At 68.5% G+C, this 22,663-nt stretch carries 15 protein-coding genes and 2 riboswitches; of the genes, 9 read left to right on the top strand and 6 right to left on the bottom strand.

The features are described from left to right. Positions 1–21 precede the first annotated feature (21 nt). The 9 genes from hemE to EPAKOI_RS15975 all read left to right on the top strand — a co-directional run bounded on the left by hemE (position 22) and on the right by EPAKOI_RS15975 (position 15,083). Entirely contained in the window at positions 22–1,113 is a 1,092-nt protein-coding gene (gene hemE, locus EPAKOI_RS16015) for a uroporphyrinogen decarboxylase (RefSeq protein WP_423192603.1), read from the top strand. Between the two features lie 497 nt (positions 1,114–1,610). Beyond that, entirely contained in the window at positions 1,611–3,947 is a 2,337-nt protein-coding gene (locus EPAKOI_RS16010) for a primosomal protein N' (protein ID WP_423192602.1), read from the top strand. A 176-nt stretch (positions 3,948–4,123) separates the two neighbouring features. Continuing rightward, positions 4,124–8,086, top strand: coding sequence for a trifunctional transcriptional regulator/proline dehydrogenase/L-glutamate gamma-semialdehyde dehydrogenase (gene putA, locus EPAKOI_RS16005; protein ID WP_423192601.1), 3,963 nt, complete (start codon positions 4,124–4,126; stop codon positions 8,084–8,086). A gap of 160 nt (positions 8,087–8,246) precedes the next feature. Next, positions 8,247–9,398, top strand: coding sequence for a branched-chain amino acid ABC transporter substrate-binding protein (locus EPAKOI_RS16000; RefSeq protein ID WP_124682916.1), 1,152 nt, complete (start codon positions 8,247–8,249; stop codon positions 9,396–9,398). 261 nt (positions 9,399–9,659) lie between these two features. Further along, on the top strand, positions 9,660–10,025 hold the full coding sequence (locus tag EPAKOI_RS15995) for a hypothetical protein (RefSeq protein WP_313837237.1): 366 nt from the start codon (positions 9,660–9,662) through the stop codon (positions 10,023–10,025). A 2-nt stretch (positions 10,026–10,027) separates the two neighbouring features. Beyond that, complete coding sequence (locus EPAKOI_RS15990) at positions 10,028–10,402, top strand: hypothetical protein (RefSeq protein WP_124682918.1); 375 nt, start codon at positions 10,028–10,030, stop codon at positions 10,400–10,402. A gap of 189 nt (positions 10,403–10,591) precedes the next feature. After that, positions 10,592–12,559 (top strand): hypothetical protein, encoded by a 1,968-nt coding sequence (locus EPAKOI_RS15985; RefSeq protein WP_423192600.1) that lies wholly within the window; start codon positions 10,592–10,594, stop codon positions 12,557–12,559. 185 nt (positions 12,560–12,744) lie between these two features. Continuing rightward, the gene (locus EPAKOI_RS15980; RefSeq protein ID WP_172966016.1) at positions 12,745–13,968 is read left to right on the top strand and encodes a cation:proton antiporter; all 1,224 of its coding nucleotides are present in this window, start codon (positions 12,745–12,747) and stop codon (positions 13,966–13,968) included. After that, positions 13,968–15,083, top strand: coding sequence for a YbdK family carboxylate-amine ligase (locus EPAKOI_RS15975; RefSeq protein ID WP_124682921.1), 1,116 nt, complete (start codon positions 13,968–13,970; stop codon positions 15,081–15,083). The genes EPAKOI_RS15980 and EPAKOI_RS15975 overlap by 1 nt, the downstream gene beginning before the upstream one ends. A 12-nt stretch (positions 15,084–15,095) precedes the next feature. Here the strand turns inward: EPAKOI_RS15975 and EPAKOI_RS15970 are convergent, their stop codons facing one another. The 6 genes from EPAKOI_RS15970 to EPAKOI_RS15945 all read right to left on the bottom strand — a co-directional run bounded on the left by EPAKOI_RS15970 (position 15,096) and on the right by EPAKOI_RS15945 (position 22,639). After that, complete coding sequence (locus tag EPAKOI_RS15970; RefSeq protein WP_124682922.1) at positions 15,096–15,842, bottom strand: MBL fold metallo-hydrolase; 747 nt, start codon at positions 15,840–15,842, stop codon at positions 15,096–15,098. A gap of 79 nt (positions 15,843–15,921) precedes the next feature. Further along, positions 15,922–17,298 (bottom strand): L-serine ammonia-lyase, encoded by a 1,377-nt coding sequence (locus EPAKOI_RS15965; RefSeq protein WP_423192599.1) that lies wholly within the window; start codon positions 17,296–17,298, stop codon positions 15,922–15,924. A 101-nt stretch (positions 17,299–17,399) separates the two neighbouring features. Further along, positions 17,400–20,324 (bottom strand): aminomethyl-transferring glycine dehydrogenase, encoded by a 2,925-nt coding sequence (gene gcvP / locus EPAKOI_RS15960; RefSeq protein ID WP_423192598.1) that lies wholly within the window; start codon positions 20,322–20,324, stop codon positions 17,400–17,402. Positions 20,325–20,399: 75 nt separating this feature from the next. After that, complete coding sequence (gene gcvH / locus EPAKOI_RS15955) at positions 20,400–20,780, bottom strand: glycine cleavage system protein GcvH (RefSeq protein WP_124682925.1); 381 nt, start codon at positions 20,778–20,780, stop codon at positions 20,400–20,402. A gap of 113 nt (positions 20,781–20,893) precedes the next feature. Continuing rightward, entirely contained in the window at positions 20,894–22,021 is a 1,128-nt protein-coding gene (gene gcvT / locus EPAKOI_RS15950) for a glycine cleavage system aminomethyltransferase GcvT (protein WP_423192597.1), read from the bottom strand. A 62-nt stretch (positions 22,022–22,083) separates the two neighbouring features. After that, positions 22,084–22,217: riboswitch (glycine riboswitch) on the bottom strand. Between the two features lie 21 nt (positions 22,218–22,238). Next, positions 22,239–22,326, bottom strand: a riboswitch (glycine riboswitch). Positions 22,327–22,414: 88 nt separating this feature from the next. Next, on the bottom strand, positions 22,415–22,639 hold the full coding sequence (locus EPAKOI_RS15945) for a glycine zipper 2TM domain-containing protein (protein ID WP_124682927.1): 225 nt from the start codon (positions 22,637–22,639) through the stop codon (positions 22,415–22,417). Positions 22,640–22,663: the final 24 nt, after the last annotated feature.

Genomic DNA, 22,663 nt, shown 5'->3' with positions numbered 1-22,663 from the left:
GGCGGTCTTACGAGGATGACCATGACCGTACTGCAGAACGACACCTTCCTGCGCGCGCTGCGCCGGCAACCGACCGAATACACGCCGCTGTGGCTGATGCGCCAGGCGGGCCGTTACCTGCCCGAGTACAACGCCACGCGCGCCCGCGCCGGTAGCTTCCTGGGCCTGGCCAAGAACCCGGCGTACGCCACGGAAGTCACGCTGCAGCCGCTGGACCGCTATCCGCTCGACGCGGCGATCCTGTTCTCGGACATCCTCACGGTGCCCGACGCCATGGGCCTGGGGCTGTCGTTCGCGCAGGGCGAGGGCCCGCGCTTTGCCCATCCGCTGCGCACCGAGGGCGACGTGGCCAAACTGGCGGTGCCCGACATGTCGTCGTTGCAGTACGTATTCGACGCGGTCAGCGAAATCCGCCGTGCGCTGGTGCAGGACGGCAAGCAGCGCGTGCCACTGATCGGCTTCTCGGGCAGCCCGTGGACGCTGGCCTGCTACATGGTCGAAGGCGGCGGCTCGGACGACTTCCGCACGGTCAAGGCCATGATGTACGGCCGCCCGGACCTGATGCACCGCATCCTCGACATCAACGCCCAGGCCGTGTCGGCCTACCTGAATGCCCAGATCGAAGCGGGCGCGCAGGCCGTGATGGTGTTCGACACCTGGGGTGGCGCGCTGGCCGACGGCATGTACCAGACGTTCTCGCTGGCCTACATGCGGCGCGTGCTGCAGGGCCTGAAGCGCGAGCACGACGGCCAGCAGATCCCGGTCATCGTCTTCACCAAGGGCGGCGGCATCTGGCTCGAACAGATCGCCGCGATTGAACCGGACGCCATCGGCCTCGACTGGACCGTCAACCTGACCCAGGCGCGCCGCCGCACCGAGGGCAAGGTGGCGCTCCAGGGCAATATCGATCCGACGGTACTGTTCGCCCCCGAAGCCGCCATCCGCGAACAAGTGCGCGGCGTGCTGGACAGCTACGCCGCCGGCGGGGGCAGTGACGGTCACATCTTCAACCTGGGCCACGGTATCTCGCAGTTCACGCCGCCGGAAAACGTGTCGGTCCTGGTGGACGAAGTCCACAATCACAGCCGCCGGCTGCGCGGCATGGCCGCCTGAACTGCTTTCCCCGCGCCGCAGCGATGTGATGGGTACGGGCGCCGCAGTGTCGCGAGAGGCGCTGCGGGCGCGCTGTCAAGTAAACTATTTCACCGCTTTTCGCCAAAAAGGTGCCCGGGGCTTGTTGTCAAGGCTTGACTTATGCACACCGATAGGTTTGCGGCACTGCACGAGCGGGTTACCCCTTAACTCAGTTGGGGGGTGTTTGCAAGTTGTTGATTCATAAGGATTTGAATCTTCTGCAACACAGGGTGCAAGGTCGATGAAAGCCTTGTGTCAAGCGCCTTGGCGGGAAGTCGGTGCGACTTTTCAACAAAGTTATCCACAGGCCCGATGGTAGGGTTGGAAAACCGTCCGTGGATCATCGACTTAGGGTCACATTTGAAGTTTTACTTTAAGTTGATGCTGCGCCGCACACCGTCTTTCGCTCCTCTTTCGCCCACTGCGCGCGTGCACAACGCCGGCGCAAAAGCGCTGCACCAGCTCGGGGTGCGGCCATGAGCGCGGGTCCGACGGACGCCGTCACTGTGGCGAATACCTTACAGACAACGAACGGCCCGACGACCGACCTTGCGCCCGATCAGCGCCCGGCCATCGTTCGTGTCGCGCTCGATACCCCGGCTGACGATTGCTTCGATTACCTGGCTGGCGATATCGACATCCAGCCCGGCGAACTGGTGGCCGTGCCGTTCGGCAAGCGGCAGGCCGTCGGGGTAGCGGTGGCGCTGGCCGACCACTCCGATGTCCCCGCGGACAAGATTCGTCCTATCGCGTCCCGAATCGGCTGGATGCCGCCGCTCAGCACGGCATGGATGGCGCTCGCCCGCTTTGCCGCGCGCTATTACCACCGCCGGCTCGGCGAAGTGATGCTGCCGTCGCTGCCCCCGTCGCTGCGCGAGGCCGAGCATTGGGATCGGCTGGGCCAGCGCGCCCGGACCACGCAGTATCAGGTACACGCCGACCACGCCCAGGCGCTGGTCGAATCGGTGCCGGCCCGGGCGCGCAGCGTCCGCGCGCTGGCTGACGCGCTGGCCGCCACCGCCGGCACGCAGGACTGGGTACGCTCGGCCGACGCCCGCGCGCTGTGCACCGCCGCCCCGCAGCGGCTGGAGGAATGGCTGGCCGCCGGCTGGATCGTGTGCCGCCACGCCGACCGGCCGCTGCTGGAGCCCGACGCCAGCCGGGCCCCGTCGCCGTCGCCCGCACTCCACGCCGAGCAGCAGCAGGCGGTCGATGCCATCGGCGCCGCAGCGGGCTATACGGCCTACCTGCTCCATGGCGTGACTGGCAGCGGCAAGACCGAGGTCTACCTGCACGCCATCGCCGCCCGGCTGGCGGCCGACCCCGCGGCGCAGGTCCTCATGCTCGTGCCTGAGATCAATCTCACCCCCCAGTTGCAGGCCCGGATCGGCGAGCGCTTCCCCCACATGCCGCTGGCCGTGCTGCACAGCGGCCTGGCCGACCAGGAGCGCAGCCTGCAGTGGCTGGCCGCCCATCGTGGCGAAGCCCGCATCGTGCTGGGTACCCGCATGGCCGTGATGGCATCGATGCCGCACCTGGCGCTGATCGTTGTGGACGAGGAGCACGACACGTCCTACAAGCAGCAGGAGGGACTGCGCTACTCCGCCCGCGACCTCGCCGTGTGGCGGGCCAACCAACTCGGGATTCCCGTGGTGCTGGGGTCGGCCACGCCGTCGATGGAAACGTGGCAGCGGGCCGAGCAGGGCGCCTATCGCAAGCTGGTGCTGCGCGAGCGCGCGCAGGCCGATGCCGCGCTGCCCGCGGTGCGGCTGATCGATCTCAACCACGAGCGCCAGCGCCAGCGTCCGCTGTTCGAGGGGCTGTCGGTGCCGCTGCTCGATGCGATCCAGCAGCGGCTGGACCGTGGCCAGCAGAGCCTGCTGTTCCTGAACCGGCGCGGCTACGCGCCCGTGCTGGCGTGCGATAGCTGCGGCTGGCTGTCGGGCTGCCCGCGCTGCTCGGCGTACCTGGTGCTGCACCGTCCGGAGCGGCGGCTGCGCTGCCACCACTGCGGCCTCGAATCGCCGGTGCCGCACCATTGTCCCGATTGCGGAAATGTGGATATCGCGCCGCTCGGACGCGGCACGCAGCGCATCGAGGAAGCGTTGTCCACACGTTTTCCACAGGCCCGGATCGCGCGGATCGACGCCGACTCCACGCGCCGCAAGGGCAGCGCGCAGGCCATGTTCGACGAGGTGCATGCCGGCGAGGTCGACATCCTGGTGGGCACCCAGATGGTCGCCAAGGGCCACGACTTCCAGCGGGTGACGCTGGTGGGCATCGTCCACCCCGATGCGGCGATGTTCAGCCACGACTTCCGGGCCGCCGAGCACCTGTTCGCGTCGCTGATGCAGGTGTCCGGGCGCGCGGGCCGCGCCGGGCTGGGCGGCGAGGTCATGATCCAAACCCGCTATCCGGACGACCCCGCGTTGCAGGCGCTGGCGCGGCATGACTATGATGGATTCGCGGCCAGCCAGCTGCGCGAGCGCCGGCAGGCCGGCCTGCCTCCGTTTGCGTACCAGGTGCTGGTCACCGCCGAGCACGGGCAACTGGAGCGGGCGCTGGACTTCCTGAAGGCGGCGCGCGAGAACGCCGAATCGTGTCCGATGGCGTTGGAGGTGCAACTGCACGACCCGGTGCCGATGTCGATGGTGCGGCTGTTCAACAAGGAACGCGCCCAGATGCTGGTGGAAGCGGCGTCGCGCCCGGTGCTGCAACGGTTTATCAGCGAGTGGGTACCCACCTTCGACGACGTCGCCACGCGGGTCAAGGGCGTCCGCTGGCAGCTCGAAATCGATCCGCTGCGCATCTGAAATGTTGCGTCAGTGCAACCTGCCCGCGCCGTCCGGAGATTAGGGGTTGCACTAGGTTGCACCTAGTAATTCAGCGAGAGTAAGATCGCGCCAATCCGGCAGCCTGCCCGGCTTGCGCGCGCGCATCGCCCAGGCTGCCTCCCGACTTTCCCGAGATCCGCTGGAGAACTGCCCGCATGGCCACCACCACCCTTGGCGTCAAGCTCGACGATGCTTCGCGCGAACGCCTGAAACGCGCCGCCCAATCGATCGACCGCACGCCCCACTGGCTGATCAAGCAGGCCATCTTCACGTACCTGGAACAGGTGGAACGCGGCCACATGCCGCACGAAGCGGGCGCCACCGCGCTGGCCGATGGCGATGGCGCCGACGCCGGCGACACCGCCCAGGCCGACGCGATGCCGCAGCCGTTCCTGGAATTCGCCCAGAGCATCCAGCCGCAGTCGGTGCTGCGCGCGGCCATCACCTCGGCCTACCGCCGCCCGGAGACCGAGTGCGTGCCGGTGCTGCTGGAGCAGGCCCGGCTGCCGCAGGCGCAGGCCGAGGCCGCCATCAAGATGGCCAAGGCGCTGGCGCAGAAGCTGCGCGAGCAGAAGGTGGGCACCGGCCGCGAGGGCCTGGTGCAGGGGCTGATCCAGGAATTCTCGCTGTCGTCGCAGGAAGGCGTGGCGCTGATGTGCCTGGCCGAGGCGCTGCTGCGCATTCCGGACAAGGCCACGCGCGACGCGCTGATCCGCGACAAGATCAGCGGCGCCAACTGGCAGTCGCACCTGGGCCAGAGCCCGTCGCTGTTCGTCAACGCCGCCACCTGGGGCCTGCTGCTGACCGGCAAGCTGGTGGCCACGCACACCGAGGCCGGGCTGTCGAAGGCGCTGACGCGCATCATCGGCAAGGGCGGCGAGCCGCTGATCCGCAAGGGCGTGGACATGGCGATGCGCCTGATGGGCGAGCAGTTCGTGACCGGCGAGACGATCTCCGAGGCGCTGGCCAACGCGCGCAAGTACGAGGCCGAAGGCTTCCGCTATTCGTACGACATGCTGGGCGAGGCCGCCATGACCGAGGCCGATGCCCAGCGCTACCTGGCGTCTTACGAGCAGGCCATCCACGCGATCGGCCAGGCGTCGCGCGGCCGCGGTATCTATGAAGGCCCCGGCATCTCGATCAAGCTGTCGGCGCTGCATCCGCGCTACAGCCGCGCCCAGCACGAGCGCGTGATTACCGAGCTGTACGCGCGGCTGAAGTCGCTGACCGTGCTGGCGCGCCAGTACGATATCGGCATCAACATCGACGCCGAGGAAGCCGACCGCCTGGAAATCTCGCTGGACCTGCTCGAACGGCTCTGCTTCGAGCCCGAGCTGGCCGGCTGGAACGGCATCGGCTTCGTGGTGCAGGGCTACCAGAAGCGCTGCCCGTTCGTGATCGACTACCTGATCGACCTGGCCCGCCGCAGCCGCCACCGCCTGATGATCCGCCTGGTCAAGGGCGCGTACTGGGACAGCGAGATCAAGCGCGCCCAGGTGGACGGCCTGGAAGGCTACCCGGTCTATTCGCGCAAGGTGTACACCGACGTGTCGTACGTGGCCTGCGCGCGCAAGCTGCTGTCGGTGCCGGACGCGATCTATCCGCAGTTCGCCACGCACAACGCGCACACGCTGTCGGCCATCTACCAGATCGCCGGCCAGAACTACTATCCCGGCCAGTACGAATTCCAGTGCCTGCACGGCATGGGCGAGCCGCTGTACGACCAGATCGTGGGCACCAAGGCGGACGGCAAGTTCGGCCGCCCGTGCCGCATCTACGCCCCGGTCGGCACGCACGAGACGCTGCTGGCGTACCTGGTGCGCCGGCTGCTGGAAAACGGCGCGAACACGTCGTTCGTGAACCGGATTGCCGACGACACGATTCCGCTCGACGAGCTGGTGGCGGACCCGGTGGCCGTGGTCGAGCAGATGCACAAGACCGAGGGCGCATTGGGCCTTCCGCACCCGCGCATTCCGCAGCCCCGCACGCTGTACGGCAAGGCGCGCGCCAATTCGGCCGGCATCGACCTGTCGAACGAGCACCGCCTGGCGTCGCTGTCGTCGGCGCTGCTGGCCGGCGCCAGCGAGACGCACCGCGCCGAGCCGCTGCTGGGCGCCGATGTGCCGCGCGGCGACGCCAAGCTGGAACCGGTGCTGAACCCGGCCGACCACCGCGACGTGGTGGGGCAGGTGGGCGAGGCCACGCCGGCCGAGGTGGAAGCCGCGCTGACGGCCGCCGTGAACGTGGCGCCGATCTGGCAGGCCACGCCGCCCGAGGTGCGCGCCGCCGCGCTGGAACGCGCCGCGGACCTGATGGAAGCCCAGATGCAGTCGCTGATGGGCATCATCATGCGCGAGGCCGGCAAGACGTTCTCGAACGCGATTGCCGAAGTGCGCGAGGCGGTGGACTTCCTGCGCTACTACGCGGTGCAGGTGCGCGAGACGTTCTCGAACGATACGCACCGCCCGCTGGGCCCCGTGGTCTGCATCAGCCCGTGGAACTTCCCGCTGGCGATCTTCACCGGCCAGGTGGCGGCCGCGCTGGCCGCCGGCAACCCGGTGCTGGCCAAGCCGGCCGAGCAGACGCCGCTGATCGCCGCCGCCGCCGTGCGCCTGCTGCGCGAGGCGGGCGTGCCGGCCGGCGCGGTGCAGTTGCTGCCGGGCCGCGGCGAGACCGTGGGCGCCGCGCTGGTGGGCGACGCCCGCGTTAAGGGCGTGATGTTCACGGGATCGACCGAAGTGGCGCGCCTGCTCCAGCGCAATGTCGCCGGCCGGCTGGACGCCGCCGGCCGCCCGATCCCGCTGATCGCCGAGACCGGCGGCCAGAACGCGATGATCGTCGACTCGTCGGCGCTGGCCGAGCAGGTGGTGGGCGACGTGGTCAGCTCGGCCTTCGATTCGGCCGGCCAGCGGTGCTCCGCGCTGCGCGTGCTGTGCCTGCAGGAAGACGTGGCCGACCGCATCGTCGAGATGCTCAAGGGCGCCATGGGCGAACTGACGCTGGGCAACCCCGACCGGCTGTCGACCGACGTGGGCCCGGTGATCGACGAGGAAGCGCGCGGCAACATCGTCCGCCATATCGAGGCCATGCGCGCCAAGGGGCGCCGCGTGCACCAGGCCGATCCGAACGTGGTGCAGTCGGGGGCGTGCCGCCATGGCACGTTCGTGCCGCCGACGCTGATCGAACTGGACTCGATCGACGAACTCAAGCGCGAGGTCTTCGGCCCCGTGCTGCACGTGGTGCGCTTCCCGCGGGCCGCGCTGGACACGATGATCGGCCAGATCAACAGCACCGGCTACGGCCTGACGCTGGGCATCCACACCCGGATCGACGAGACCATCGCGCATATCGTGGACCGCGCCCACGTGGGCAACCTGTATGTGAACCGCAACATCGTGGGCGCCGTGGTGGGCGTGCAGCCGTTTGGCGGCGAGGGCCTGTCCGGCACCGGCCCGAAGGCGGGCGGCCCGCTGTACCTGCACCGCCTGCTGTCGGTCTGCCCGCAGGACGCCGTGGTGCGCGGCGTGCGCACGTCCGACATGGGCGGCGCCACGCCGCCGGCCCCGGAAAACGCCGCACTGGCCGCGCTGAAGGGCTGGGCGCAGGGCAACCTGCCGGACGTGGCCGACGCCTGCGAGCGCTTTGCCGCCGCCTCGGCCTCGGGCATGTCGGTGACGCTGCCGGGCCCGACCGGCGAGCGCAACACCTACTCGCTGCTGCCGCGTGAGCGGGTGCTGTGCCTGGCCCAGACCGACGCCGACCTGGCGCTGCAGCTTGCCGCCGTGCTGGCGGTGGGCTCCGAGGCGTTGTGGACTGACACACCGGTGGCCAAGGCCCTGTTGGCGCGGCTGCCTGCCGCAGTACAATCGCGCGTCCGCGTGGTTTCCGACTGGCAGGGCACGGATATCGGCTTCGACGCGGTGCTGCACCACGGTGATTCCGACCAGCTCCGCACCGTCTGCGAACAGGTGGCCACGCGCCCCGGCCCGATCGTCAGCGTCCAGGGCCTGGCCCAGGGTGAACCGAATATCGCGCTGGAGCGTTTGTTGATCGAGCGTTCGCTGTCCGTGAACACGGCGGCGGCGGGCGGCAACGCAAGTCTGATGACGATCGGCTGAGGCTCCGGCCTCACGCGGGTGGTCACATGAAGCGCGTGGCGGGGGCCGGCGATCCCGACCCTGCCGCGCAACCCAGGAACGGGCCGGTGCTGCCAACGCCGGCCCGCAAATATGCCGACACCGGCACCATATGGCACCCTATGGGACCCAAGGAGAACTGATGAGCTCGACATTCCGCAAGACGGCCATGACCGTCGCCATGGCCGTTGCAGGCCTGACCGCCGCCTCGGCCGCTTTCGCGCAGGCGCAGGAAATCAAGCTGGGCTACGCCGGCCCGCTGACCGGCGGCCAGGCCCAGTACGGCAAGGACATGCAGAACGGCATCGTGCTGGCCATCGACGACATGAACGCCACCAAGCCGAAGATCGGCGGCAAGGAAGTCAAGTTCGTCCTGGTCTCCGAGGACGACCAGGCTGACCCGAAGACCGGTTCCGTCGTGGCCCAGAAGCTGGTGGACGCCGGCATCCAGGGCATGCTCGGCCACTTCAACTCGGGCACCAGCATCCCGGCGTCGATGGTCTACAACCGCGCCGGCATTCCGCAGATCGCCATGGCGACGGCCCCGGAATACACCCGCCAGGGCTTCAAGACCACGTTCCGCATGATGACGTCCGACACGCAGCAGGGTTCGGTGATCGGCGCCTTCGTGGTGAAGAAGCTGGGCGCCAAGAACATCGCCATCGTCGATGACCGCACCGCCTACGGCCAGGGCCTGGCCGACGAGTTCGAGAAGGCCGCCAAGGCCGCCGGCGGCAAGATCGTGCGCCGCGAGTTCACGAACGACAAGGCAGTGGACTTCAAGGCCGTGCTGACCAACATCAAGCGCAGCAACCCGGACGTGATCTTCTACGGCGGCGCCGAGACGCAGTCGGCTCCGATGGCCAAGCAGGTCAAGGAACTGGGCCTGAAGGCACCGATCGTCTCGGGCGAAATGTCCAAGACCGACAACTTCCTGAAGCTGGCCGGCACGGCCGCCGACGGCACGGTGGTGTCGCTGGCCGGCCTGCCGCTGGAGCAGATGCCCGGCGGCGCCGCCTACGAGAAGAAGTACGAGAAGCGCTTTGGCTCGAAGGTCCAGACGTACTCGCCGTACGCCTATGACGGCGCCACCGCGATGATGACCGCCATGATCAAGGCCGGTTCGGCAGACCCGGCACGCTACCTGCCGGTGCTGGCCGCCACGAACATGCAGGGCGTGACCACCAAGACCCTGGCCTACGACGCGCGCGGCGACCTGAAGGACGGCGGCATCACCGTCTACAAGGTCGAAGGCGGCAAGTGGACCGTGCTGGAGACCGTGGGCGGCAAGTAATCCCGCCCCAACGCGCGCCGGACGGCTTTCCTACGGCCGGCGCGCAGGCAGAACTGACGCCACCCGGGCATCGGCCCGCGGTGGCGTTTTTTATTGGCCGTGATTTTCAGGGAACACCGATTGCGGCCTATCGCCCACGCCTACTAGCCTGCTGCGTCAGCTTCGACAAACAGGGGGAACGATGGCGATGTTCTACGCGGCGGTGGAGGGTGATCCGCTGGATGTCTCTCTGCAATTCGATAGCTGGATCCGCTGACGGTCATGTGGCGCTACCTTAGGAGGCTTCTTCCCTGGGCCTTCCTTTATATCTGCTTCGGCTTCGCCGTCTTCAAGTTCCAGCGCGGCGCTCCCTACGACGACGAGTGCTGGAGCCCGAATCATGAGTACTTTATGGTGCGGAGGGAGTCGCTTGTGTCCTCCTGGACTTCGCGGCATGGAGACAGGGACGGTTGGGTCCTGATCTACGACAAGTACGGCAAGTTGCTACATCGGTGGGACGGCGGGCTCAGTTCCGAGGGCGGGCCGTGGTGGTCGGGCACTGCTATCCATTTCTTCAATGAGCCCCAAGCCACGCTCGATCTTCCGACCGACGCGGGACGGACTGATTTGGTACGGCTCTGCTATTGACCATGAGGCGTTTTTTCCGGTGGCTGCTACGCGTTTTGCCATGGCTCGTGTTTTATATCTGCTTCGGCTTCGTCGTCTTCAAGTTCCAGCGCGGCGTTCCCTACGACGACGATTGTTGGAGCCCGAATCACGAATATTTCATGGTGCGCAAGGAATCGCTGGTGTCCTCGTGGACGTGGCGACACGAAGACCGGGAGGGTTGGGTGCTGATCTACGACAAGTACGGCAATCTCGTGCATCGATGGGATGGCGCGCTCAACACCGAAGGTGGGCCGTGGTGGTTTGGCACCGAGGTCCATATCTTCAACAAACCTCAAGCCACGCTGCATCTCCCGACGGACGCGGGGATGAGCGATTTCCATCGGCTTTGCTATTAACCATGGATGCGCTTCCGGTGGCTGCGACAGGTCTCGCCATGGCTCGCGTTCTATATCTTCGGCTTCGTCTTCAAGCTCCACCCACCCCCCAAAATCCCCCCGTCAACCCCGATCAACCCCCATTCTTCCGCTGTTCTCCCGGGAGCATGTCGCGCCGTTGGCGCATAATTCCGCTTTTGCTGAATTCTGATGAAGGAGCGGGCCTTGCAGGATGTCCGTTACGACCAAGCCATTGCGCTTGCGAACGCCGGGCGCCATGACGATGCCTTGCAGGTAGCCGACCAGCTCTGGGCGGCGCATCCCGAGGTTGTCGACTACGCCGCGCTGCGTGCGCAGATCCAGTCCGACCGGGGCGACGTGGCCGGTGCGCTGGCTGCGCTGGACGAGGCGATGTCCCGGCTGCCGGAGTTGTCGCTGGCGCCGATGCACCGCTGGGCGTCGCGCGGGGCGCTGGCGCACATGTATGGCACGTTGCTGATGCGCGAAGGCCGCGACGCCGAGGCGCAGCCGTGGCTGCACGAGGCGGCGCGGCGCAACGGGCTGGCTACTGGCGAGTGGGCCGCGCATTTCTACGCCGGCTTTGTCGCGTTCCGGCTCAACGATTTCGCGTTGGCCGGCCGGTACTGGCACGACCTGCTGTACCGGGCGCCCGATCTCGGTGCGGGCGACATCCTGCCGCTGGTGCAGGACTACGTGGCCCGTAGCGACGCCGCCGCGCAGCTTGGCGAGCCGCTGTTGCGGATCTGCTTTGGCCGCATCGCGCTCGATTCGCCGGAATTGCTCGATCTCACGCCGGCGCAGGGCGATGCCCTGGCGGCGGCGCAGGCCGAACGCGTGCTTGCCGAGCAGCCCGACCATCCCGAGGCGCGCCGCCTGCGGGCCCCGCTGCGGCTGGGCTCGGAGCCGGCTGCCGCGCTGGACGACCTGGAGACCTATCTGCGCCAGCGGCCCGATCCGCTCGCGCAGGTGCGCGCGCTGACGTGGCGCCACCAGTCGCACGTGGCCGCCGGGGCCAGCGCGCCGGCCCAGCCTGCCTGGACCGGTTTTGCGGTCACCGCCGATGCCGACGATGGCGCGCTGTATTTCCACGCCGCCACGGCGCTCGGCAGCTTCCTGGACGAGGTGCCCGCCTCGCAGGCCGCGCTCAAGCCGATGCTGGAGGCCATGTGCCGCAAGGGGCTGGCCTGTTTCGAGTCGTATTTCGAGACCGGCGAGGGCGACGCCCACGGCCACGGCGGCAACGCCGATCCGCATCTGTACTCGCTGCTGTGCCGCCTGCTGGCGCGCACGCTGCCGGCCGACGCCACGCACCTGGAAGAGAAGGTCGCGCTGCACCAGAAAGGCATGGCCGCCAGCGAGTTCATCGACCACTGGATCGACCTGCTCGACGCCCACGCCGCGGCTGGCCAGCACCAGCAGGTGGTGGACCTGGCCGGCGAGGTGCTGAACCGGTATCCGGTCGAGCGCGATCCGGCCCGCGTGAGCTGGGCGTTCAGCCGGCTGGTGGCCGCCTGGGCGGCGATCGGCGGCCGCGATGCCACCGAATCGGCCAGCGCCGCGCTTTCCCATATGGACATGCGGCTCGACGCACTGCCCGTGGAGGCCCGCACCGAGGGCGCCCACGCCATGGCCCATGCCCGCGCCCACTATGCCGCGCTGCTGCAAGCCGGCATGGCGACCATGGATGAGCACGACAAGGCCGACGCGGTGGCCGAGCTGGAAGCGCTGCAACGGCGGTCGCTGCTGGTCGACGATGCCTGGGTATCGGGCCGTTTCGGCCAGCTCTGGCGCGACCTTGGCGACCACGAACGCGCGCTGCCACTGCTGGAACAGGCCGTGACGCTGGCGCAGGCCGATGCCCGCGTCCAGGCTACGGCGCGCGTGCAGCGCGCCCGGCTGCTGGTTGATCTGGAGCGTTACCCCGAGGCACTGACGGACTTCCAGATGGCGTTTGCCGCACGCGACGACTGGGACGCCCATACCTGGCTGGTGGCCGTGCAGGCGGCCCTCGGCATGGGTCAGCGCGAATCGGCGCTGGCGTGGTTCGAGCGGGCCCGTGCGCAGGATGCTGAAAAGGGCAGCACGCGTGGCTTGTTCGTCAAGGTTGAGGCGTCGCTGAAGGCCACCCGTCCCAAGTGGAAGCTCTGGGGCGTGTGAACCGGGCGCCGCGCCATGTGAGCCACCGCACGCGGCGCCATATGCGACGATTCTGATTTTGAAAGACCTACAAAACCGCTATCGGAGACGATGGCGGTTTTTGTTTGTGGATGGCGTAAGTTGCGCGCATGTTCGAGAAAGTGTCGGACAAGCACTTACATTTCCCGACGTGTCCTTCCGTTACCATGTCGCGCATGAACGGATTGAGCCAACTTTTCCCCTCCCTGCCGCTGGCGCCGGGCGGACTGTTCTGGGTGGGCCTTGCGCTGGTTGGCGCGGGTCTGGCCGGAGAGGTCTGCCGCCGCTGGCTGGGGTGCCCGCGTATCGTCGGCTACGCGGTGGTAGGGCTGTTTGCCGGCATGCTCGGCCGCAGCATCGTCGACGACAACATGATTGCGCAGACGCGCGTGCTGATCGACATGGCGCTGGCCCTGGCGCTGTTCGAGCTCGGGCATCGGGTGTCGCTGTCGTGGCTGCGGGCCAACCCGTGGCTGCTGATCACCAGCGCGGCGGAAAGCCTGCTGACCTGGGGCCTGGTGTCCACGGTGCTGCAATGGCTGGGCGCCTCGCCCGGCGTGGCGATCCTGGCTGGCGGTATCGCGGTCAGCACGTCGCCGACCATCGTGCTGCAGCTCAAGAACGAGCTTCGGGCGGATGGCCAGGTGACCGAGCGGCTGCTGGCGATGGCCGCGCTGAACTCGATCTATGCCGCCGCGATCGTCCAGGTGGCCACGGGCTGGCTTCATTCGGAATACGGCAACATCGGCGCCGCGTTGCTCCATCCGCTGTACCTGCTGGTGGGGTCGAGCCTGCTGGCGTGGGTGGTGGGCAAGGTGGGCCATGCGATCTACGCCCGGATGTCGGCTGACGACCACTACAGCTTCCTGGTGCTGGTGGGGCTGGTGCTGTTCACGCTGGCGCTGACGCGTGTGCTGAAGCTGTCGATGCCGCTGACGCTGATGCTGGCGGGCATCGTGTTCAAGCACCAGGACCGCCAGCCGCATGTCTGGCCCACGCACTTCGGCAGCGCCGGCAGCCTGCTGATCATCGTGATGGTGGTGTCGCTGGGCCTGCCGCTGACCGCGAAGGACTGGGTCATCGGCGGCACGCTGGCCGTGGCGCTGGTGTTCTTCCGCCACGTGGCCAAGCTGGCCGGCGTGGTGTCGCTGGGTTCGTTCTCGGGCCTGAGCCTGCGCCAGTGCATGGCGCTGGGCCTGGCGCTGGCGCCAATGTCGGGGCTGGCTTATCTTCTGATGAGCGACGTCGCCCGCCTGTATCCGGGCACGGGCGCGCCGCTGGCATCGATCATCCTGTGCGCGCTGGCGATCGAGCAGCTGCTCGGGCCCATCATCGCCGCGTGGGCGCTGCGGTACGCGGGCGAGGCACGGGTCAATGGAGGAGGGCGCTGATGTCGCTCGAACCGTTCAAGCATTCCGAGGCACTGACCTTCGGCGTCGAGCTGGAACTGCAGCTCGTCAATCGTCATGACTACGACCTGGCGCCGTTCGCGCCTGACCTGATCCGGGCGCTGAAGGGCGCCCAGCACGCCGGCGATATCAAGCCGGAAATCAGCCCGTCGATGATCGAGATCAGCACCGGCATCTGCCGCGACTACGCGCAGGCGCTGGAGGAGCTGACCGTGATGCGCGACCTGATGGTCAATGCATCGCGCGGCCTGAACCTGGGCATCTGCGGGGGCGGCACCCACCCGTTCCAGGTGTGGTCCGAGCGGACGATCTCCGACTCGCCGCGCTACCAGTACATTTCGGAGCTCTACGGCTACCTGGCCAAGCAGTTCACGGTGTTCGGCCAGCACGTGCATATCGGCTGCCCCAGCGCCGACGAGTCGCTGTTCCTGCTGCACGCCATTGGCCGCTACGTGCCGCACTTCATCGCGCTGGCCGCGTCGTCGCCGTACGTGCAGGGCGTGGACACCGGGTTTGCCTCGGCGCGGCTCAATTCGGTGGCCGCGTTCCCGATGAGCGGCCGGGCGCCGCATGTGCTGACGTGGGAGGGCTTCCGGGCGTACTTCGACAAGATGCACGCCACGGGCGTGATCGAGAGCATGAAGGACTTCTATTGGGATATCCGTCCCAAACCGGAGTTCGGCACGATCGAGGTGCGCGTGATGGACACGCCGCTGACGGTGCAGCGCGCCTGCGACATCGCCGCCTATATCCAGGCGCTGGCCCGCTACCTGCTGCTGTCGCGGCCGTTCATGCCCCAGGAAGACGACTACCTCGTGTACACGTTCAACCGCTTCCAGGCGTGCCGCTTCGGGCTGGAGGGCGAGTACGTGCATCCCAACGAGCTGACGCGGATGCCGATTGCTGACCATATCCTGTCGATCTGCGACGCGCTGGAGCCGCACGCCGAGGCGCTGGGGTCGCTCCAGGCGCTGGCGAACATCCGCGCCCAGGCGGCGGCGCGCGACAACGACGCGCGCATGGTGCGCACCGTCAACGACGAGGCGCACAGCCTGCGCGACACGGTGCGGCGGACCTGCGAGCAGTGGGAGTCGTAGCCGCGCGGTGCGTCAGGCCCCGTGCGGCACGCTTTCCCCGTCCCGGCCGGTCACCAGCCCAAGCTGCTGGTTCGCCGGCACGGCGACGTCGATCAGCTTCGGACGCGGCAGGTTCAGGCCGCGCATCATCGTGATGAACTCGTCGCGGGTGCGCCCGGCAACGCGGCTGTTGGTGGCGCGTTCGCGCCCGATGGTCGATTCGGTCTGGCCCTTGTAGTCGTGGGCCGGATAGACGCGCGTGTCGTCCGGCAGCCGGAAAAGCTTCTGCGTCAGGCTGTCGAACAGCGTGCCGGCATCGCCGGACTGGAAGTCGGTACGGCCGCAGCCGTCGATCAGCAGCGCGTCGCCGGTAAAGATGCGGCGCGTGGTGCCTTCCGCCGTGGTTTCTTCCCACAGATAGCTCATGCTGCCCGCCGTGTGGCCGGGCGTGTGGATCGCGCGCAGCACCTGGGTGCCGAAGGCCAGCGTGTCGCCGTCGATCAACTGCTTCAGCGCGGGCTTGATGTCGCAGCCGGCCGGGGCGGCCGTGCCGGCGCCGGTCAACCGGGCCAGATGGCCGGCCGAGGTGATGTGGTCGGCGTGGGCGTGCGTTTCCACGATCCAGACCAGCCGGGCGCCCGCCTGCTCCAGCACCGCCAGGTCGCGCGCGGACTGGCGGTCCACCGGGTCGATCAGCAGCGCGTCGCGCGTGGCGGCGTCGATCAGCAGGTAGGTGAACGTGGATGAGACATCGTCGAACAGCTGGTGAAAGGTCTGCATGGCGGTGTTTTTCTGGCAAACCGGAAAAGTGCTTCCATCATACGTCGCCGGCGCGGGCCGGCAAGCCGCGCACGGCGCGTCAGCACTCGACGATATTGACGGCCAGTCCGCCGCGCGCCGTTTCCTTGTACTTGGTCTTCATGTCGGCACCGGTCTCGCGCATCGTCTTGATGACCGAGTCCAGCGACACGTAGTGCGTACCGTCGCCACGCAGCGCCATGCGGGCCGCGTTGACCGCCTTGACCGATGCCATGGCGTTGCGCTCGATGCACGGAATCTGCACCAGCCCGCCCACCGGGTCGCAGGTCAGGCCCAGGTTGTGCTCCATGCCGATCTCGGCGGCGTTCTCGACCTGTCCGGGCGTGCCGCCCAGCACGGCGGCCAGCGCGCCGGCCGCCATCGAGCACGCCACGCCCACCTCGCCCTGGCAGCCCACCTCGGCGCCCGAGATCGACGCATTGAGCTTGTAGAGCAGGCCGATGGCGCCGGCCGTGAGCAGGAAGTCCACCACACCCGCGCGGTTCGCGCCCGGCACAAAGCGGTCGTAATAGTGCAGCACGGCCGGGATGATGCCCGCCGCGCCGTTGGTCGGCGCCGTCACCACGCGCCCGCCAGCGGCGTTTTCCTCGTTGACGGCCATCGCGTAGAGGTTGACCCAGTCCATGACCGACAGCGGGTCTGACAGCGTCCGCTCGGCGCGCTGGGTCAGGTTGCGGTACAGCTCCGGCGCGCGCCGCTTGACCTTGAACGGCCCGGGCAGCTCACCCTCGGTGCGGCAGCCGCGCGCCACGCATTGCTGCATGACGTCCCAGATGTGCAGCAGGCCGTCGACCACCTCGCTCTCGGTGCGCCACGTCAGCTCGTTCTCCAGCATGAGCCGCGCGATCGACTTGCCGCTGCCGAGCGCCATGTCCAGCATCGCCCGGCCGCTGCGGAACGGGTGCGGCAACTGCTTCTCGGCCGCCAGCACCTGCGTGTTCGGGGCGCCGGCCGTGACCACGAAGCCGCCGCCGACCGACAGGTAGCGCGCCTCGCGCAGCGGCGTGCCGTCCGCGTCATAGGCGTGGAATTTCATGCCGTTGGGATGCTCGGCCATCGCCTCGCGGCGGTAGAACGCCACGTGCTCGCGCTCGACGAACGGCACCGCGTGCCGGCCCAGCAGCGACAGCGTCCGGCTCGCGCGCAGCGCGGCCAGCCGGGCGTCGATGGTGTCGGGATCGACGGTGTCCGGCGCCTCGCCCATCAGCCCCAGGATCACGCCCTTGTCGGTGCCGTGGCCCTTGCCCGTGGCGCCCAGGGACCCATACAGCTCCACGCGCACGCTGGCCACCTTCGGCAGCAGGCCGTCCCGCTCCAGGCCGTGCGCGAACATCAGGGCGGCACGCATCGGGCCGACGGTATGTGAGCTCGACGGGCCGATACCCACCTTGAACAGATCGAAAACGCTGACTGCCACGGCTGACTCCAGATGCAAAGACGGCGTGCCCCATGGCACGCCGCCAGAACCGCCCGGCGGGGCGGATGCGTGACGCAGGGAACGGGTGCTCGCCGAAGGGCTTATTCCCCTTCAGCGTACTCGCTCATCGGCACGCACGAGCAGAACAGGTTGCGGTCGCCGTAGACGTTGTCGGCACGGCCAACCGGCGGCCAGTACTTCTGCGTGCGCAGCGACGCCACCGGGTACGCCGCTTCCTCGCGGGTGTACTTGTGGGTCCACTCGTTGCCCACCACCACGGCGGCCGTGTGCGGCGCGTGCCGCAGCGGGTTGTCCTCGCGGTCGAAGCTGCCGTCCTCCACGCGGGCGATCTCGCCACGGATGGCGATCATCGCGTCGATGAAGCGGTCCAGCTCGGCCAGCGCCTCGCTCTCGGTCGGCTCGATCATCAGCGTGCCCGGCACCGGGAAGCTCATGGTCGGCGCGTGGAAGCCGTAGTCCATCAGCCGCTTGGCCACGTCCTCGTTGGTGATGCCGGTGCTCTTCTGCAGCGGCCGCAGGTCCAGGATGCACTCGTGCGCCACCAGCCCGCCCTGGCCCGCGTACAGCACCGGGTAGTGCGGCGACAGGCGCCGGGCGACGTAGTTGGCGGTCAGGATCGCGTTCTCGGTGGCCGCGGTCAGGCCGGCCGAGCCCATCATCGCGATGTACATCCACGAGATCGGCAGGATGCTGGCCGAGCCGAACGGCGCGGCCGAGATGCCGCCGATGCCGTTGTCGTCGCGGCGATAGCCCACGCTGTCCTGGTTCGGCAGGAAGTCCGCCAGGTGCGGGCCCACCGCCACCGGGCCCACGCCCGGGCCGCCGCCGCCGTGCGGGATGCAGAAGGTCTTGTGCAGGTTCAGGTGCGACACGTCGCCGCCGAACTGGCCCGGCGCGGCCACGCCGACCATCGCGTTCATGTTGGCGCCGTCCACGTAGACCTGGCCGCCGTGCCTGTGCACGATGTCGCAGATCTGCTGCACGCCCGGCTCGAACACGCCGTGCGTGGACGGGTACGTGATCATGATCGCCGCCAGGTTCTGGCTGTGCGCCTCGGCCTTCTTCGCCAGGTCGTCCAGGTCGACGTTGCCGTTCTCGTCGCAGGCTACCACCACGACCCGCATGCCGGCCATCTGCGCCGACGCGGGGTTCGTGCCGTGCGCCGACGACGGGATCAGGCAGATGTTCCGATGGCTCTCGCCCCGGCTGGCATGGTAGGCCTGGATGATCAGCAGGCCGGCGTACTCGCCCTGCGACCCGGCGTTCGGCTGCAGGCTGACCGCCGCGTAGCCGGTGGCCGCGCAGAGCATGGCTTCGAGCTGGTCGATCATCTCGCGGTAGCCCACGGTCTGGTCCAGCGGCGCGAACGGGTGGATGTTGCTGAACTCGGGCCACGTCACCGGGATCATCTCGCTGGTCGCGTTCAGCTTCATCGTGCAGGAGCCCAGCGGGATCATCGTGCGGTCCAGCGCCAGGTCCTTGTCGGCCAGCGAGCGCAGGTAGCGCAGCATTTCGTGCTCGGCGTGGTGCGTGTTGAACACCGGGTGCGTCAGGTAGTCGCTCTGGCGGGCCAGCGCGGCCGGAAAGCCGTCGCCCACCTGCGCCTCGATCTGGTCGAAGTCGGGCACCGGCTTGCCGTGCGCGAAGATTTCCCACAGCGTGACCACGTCCTCGCGCGACGCGGTTTCGTCCAGCGAGATGCCGATGCGCGTGGCGCCGGCATGGCGCAGGTTGATGCCGCGCTGCGTGGCCGTGGCGTGGAAGGCGTCGGTGTTGAAGCCGGTTTCGAGCGTGAGGGTGTCGAAGAACGTGGCGTTGACCGGCGGCAGGCCCAGCGCCTGCAGGCCGGCGGCCAGCGTGGCGGTCAGGCGGTGCACGCGCTGGGCAATCCGCTTCAGGCCCTGCGGGCCGTGGTAGACGGCGTACATCGACGCCATCACGGCCAGCAGCGCCTGCGCGGTACAGATGTTCGACGTGGCCTTCTCGCGGCGGATGTGCTGCTCGCGCGTCTGCAGCGCCAGGCGGTATGCCCGGTTGCCCTGCGCGTCGATGGTCACGCCCACGAGCCGGCCCGGCATCGAGCGCTTGAAGTCGTCGCGCACGGCCATGTAGCCGGCGTGCGGGCCGCCAAAGCCGAGCGGCACGCCAAAGCGCTGCGAGTTGCCGACGGCCACGTCGGCGCCCCATTCGCCCGGCGCGGCGATCAGCGTCAGCGCCAGCAGGTCGGCCGCGGCCACCACCAGGCCGCCGGCGGCGTGCACGGCGTCGGCAATCGCGCGGTAGTCCGACACGTCGCCGTTGACGCCGGGGTACTGCAGCAGCACGCCGAAGGCGTGGGCCTGCGCGGCGTCGGCGGCGGGGCCGACCTTGACCTCGATGCCCATCGGCAGCGCGCGCGTGCGCACCACTTCCAGCGTCTGCGGCAGCACGTCGTCGGCCACGTAGAACGTGTTCGACGCATGCTTGTTCACGCGCTGCAGCAGCGTCATGGCCTCGGCGGCGGCCGTGCCTTCGTCCAGCATCGACGCATTGGCGATGTCCAGCCCGGTCAGGTCCGTCACCATCTGCTGGAAGTTCAGCATCGCTTCCAGGCGGCCCTGGGAGATCTCGGGCTGGTACGGCGTGTAGGCCGTGTACCAGGCGGGATTCTCGAAGACGTTGCGCAGCACCACGCCCGGCGTCAGCGTGTTGTAGTAACCCTGGCCGATGAAGCTCTTGAGCACCCGGTTCTTGGTCGCCAGGCCGCGCAGGCGCGCCAGCGCGGCTTCCTCGGTCAGCGGGGCGGTGAATTCGCCCAGCGGCATGCCGTCGCGGCGGCGGATGGCGGCGGGCACCACGGCGTCGATCAGCGCGGCGCGGCTGTCGAAGCCCAGTACCTTGAGCATGTGCTGCTGTTCGGCGGAATCGGGGCCGATGTGGCGGGCGGCGAAGGCGTCGCGCGCCTCCAGTTCGGCCAGCGTGGGCCGGGCTTGGGCGGCTGCGTTCATGGGAAGCGGGGCATTCATGGCAAGGATCTCGAGGAGCGGGCGGCGGCCGGGTGGTCAGCCCGGCGCGCCGCGCGCGGCATCAAACGGGCGGGCTCAGGCGCCGACGCTGGCCTTGTAGGCGTCGGCGTCCATCAGGCCGTTCACGTCGTCGCCGTTGGCCGGCTTGATCTTGAACAGCCACGCGTCAAACGCGTTGGCGTTGACCGATTCCGGCGAGGCCGAGGCGGCGTCGTTCACGGCCACCACCTCGCCGGCCACCGGGGCGTAGATGTCGGAGGCCGCCTTCACGGACTCCACCACGGCCAGCGCGTCGCCGGCGCCAACCGACTTGCCCACCTCGGGCAGTTCCAGGAAGACGATGTCGCCCAGCGCGTCCTGCGCGTGGTCGGTAATACCGATCGTCAGCGTGCCGTCGGACTCGACGCGCACCCATTCGTGCGACTCGGTGTACTTCAGGTCAGCGGGGAAGTTCATGAGGTTCTCCGTCAATGCAGTGTGTTTCTTGTTTCAATCACCCGGCCCGCAGCAGGTTGGGCTCGACGCGGACGGGTGGAAGGGGCGACCGTTGGGTGAAGCCGGGCGATGCCTCAGCTCACGAGTGCCTTGCCATTGCGCACAAACGGCAGTTTAACCACAGTCGCGGTCAGTTTGCGGTCGCGGATCTCGACCTGGACGTCGGTGCCGGGCGCCACGTCCTTCGGCAGCCGTGCGAAGGCGATGGACTGCTGCAGGCTCGGGCTGAAGGTGCCGCTGGTGATCTCGCCGTCGCCGGCGGGCGTGACGACCTTCTGGTGCGCGCGCAGCACGCCGCCCTTGTCGCGCAGGATCAGGCCCGCGAAGGTCTGCTTCTGGCCCCCGGCCACCAGGGCCGACTTGCCGACGAAGTCGCGCTCGCTCTGCAGGTCGACCGTCCAGGCCAGCCCGGCGTCCAGCGGCGAGGTGTGGATGTCCATGTCCTGGCCGTACAGGTTCATGCCGGCTTCCAGGCGCAGCGTGTCGCGCGCGCCCAGGCCGGCCGGGCGCACGCCGACGGCGGACAGCTTTTCCCAGATGCCGGCGACGTTCTGGGCCGGCACCACCAGCTCGAAGCCGTCCTCGCCGGTGTAGCCGGTGCGGGCCACCATCAGCTCGCCCATGTCGGGGTCCTGCACCACCAGCGCGTTGAACGGCTTGAGCGCGTCGGCCGGCTGCGTGGACGGGAAGGCCTGGTAGACCTTGGCGCGCGCGTTGGGGCCCTGGACGGCCACGATGGCCAGCTTGCCGGCGCCGTCCGGCGCCACGTCGCCCCGGCGCGGCGTGATCGTCACGTCGCTGCCGGTGGCCGCGTTGCGCTGCTGGATCCATTCGATGTCGCCCAGCGCCGTGCTGGCGTTCACCACCAGGCGGAAATGGTCCTCGGCAAAGAAGTAGACGATCAGGTCGTCGATCACGCCGCCTTTTTCGTCGAGCATGCACGAGTAAAGCGCCTTGCCCGGGGTCTGGAGCTTGTCGACGTTGTTGGCCAGCAGGCCGCGCAGGAAGGCGCGGGTCTGGGCGCCGTGGAGATCGACCACGCACATGTGGGAGACGTCGAACATGCCGGCGTCGGCGCGCACGGCGTGGTGTTCCTCGATCTGCGAGCCGTAGTTGACCGGCATGTCCCAGCCGCCGAAGTCGACCATGCGGGCGCCGAGGGCGCGGTGGATAGCGTTGAGAGGCGTGGCCTGAAGCGTCATGGAGTTCCCTCGGGGCGGTTCGAAAACGAAAAAAGGGTCATCGCCGTGACCCGTGTCACGGCGATGACCCCTCTGTCCTCGATACCTGAGAGATTACGAAGCCTGGCGCTTGCGTGCGCCGGCGTCGTGCGCCCCTTCGGTGGACATGCTCGCCTGGCCTGTGCCGCGGCGGATGTCGCTCTCCAGAGTGCGGCATGCATCGTGTGCATGTTGCATGCCGATCCGGTCGGTCCATGGTGCCTGAGAGTTTTTGGGTAGTTCCCCTTCGGCGGCGCAGTCGCTGCGCGCTCTCCCGGCCGGATGCGCGAGAATGTACGGGACCGGTCTGCCTTTGTCAAACGCGCCAGCGGCGCCCTTGCGCGGGCAGCCCGGTCTTCCCCCAGGCCGGCAAGATCAGCGGCGGTCCTTGGTCACGACGTTGCCGACCACGCCGCCGACGGCCGCGCCGCCCAGCGTGCCCAGCGCGCTGCCGTCGGTCAGCACGGCGCCGCCCAGCGCACCGGCACCCGCGCCGATGGCCGTATTACGTTGTTTCGGGGTCATGTCCGCGCAGCCGGCGAAACCTGCCAGCGTGGCACCGATCAGCACGACCTTGGAAATGGTGCGAAGCGTCTTCATGATGGGCTCCTTCTTTTCAATGGA

This window comes from Cupriavidus sp. H18C2, from assembly GCF_049393795.1.
Classification (GTDB): domain Bacteria; phylum Pseudomonadota; class Gammaproteobacteria; order Burkholderiales; family Burkholderiaceae; genus Cupriavidus; species Cupriavidus pauculus_C.
Note: the sequence above shows the minus strand (reverse complement) of the source record. Positions and strands in the feature narration are given on the sequence as shown.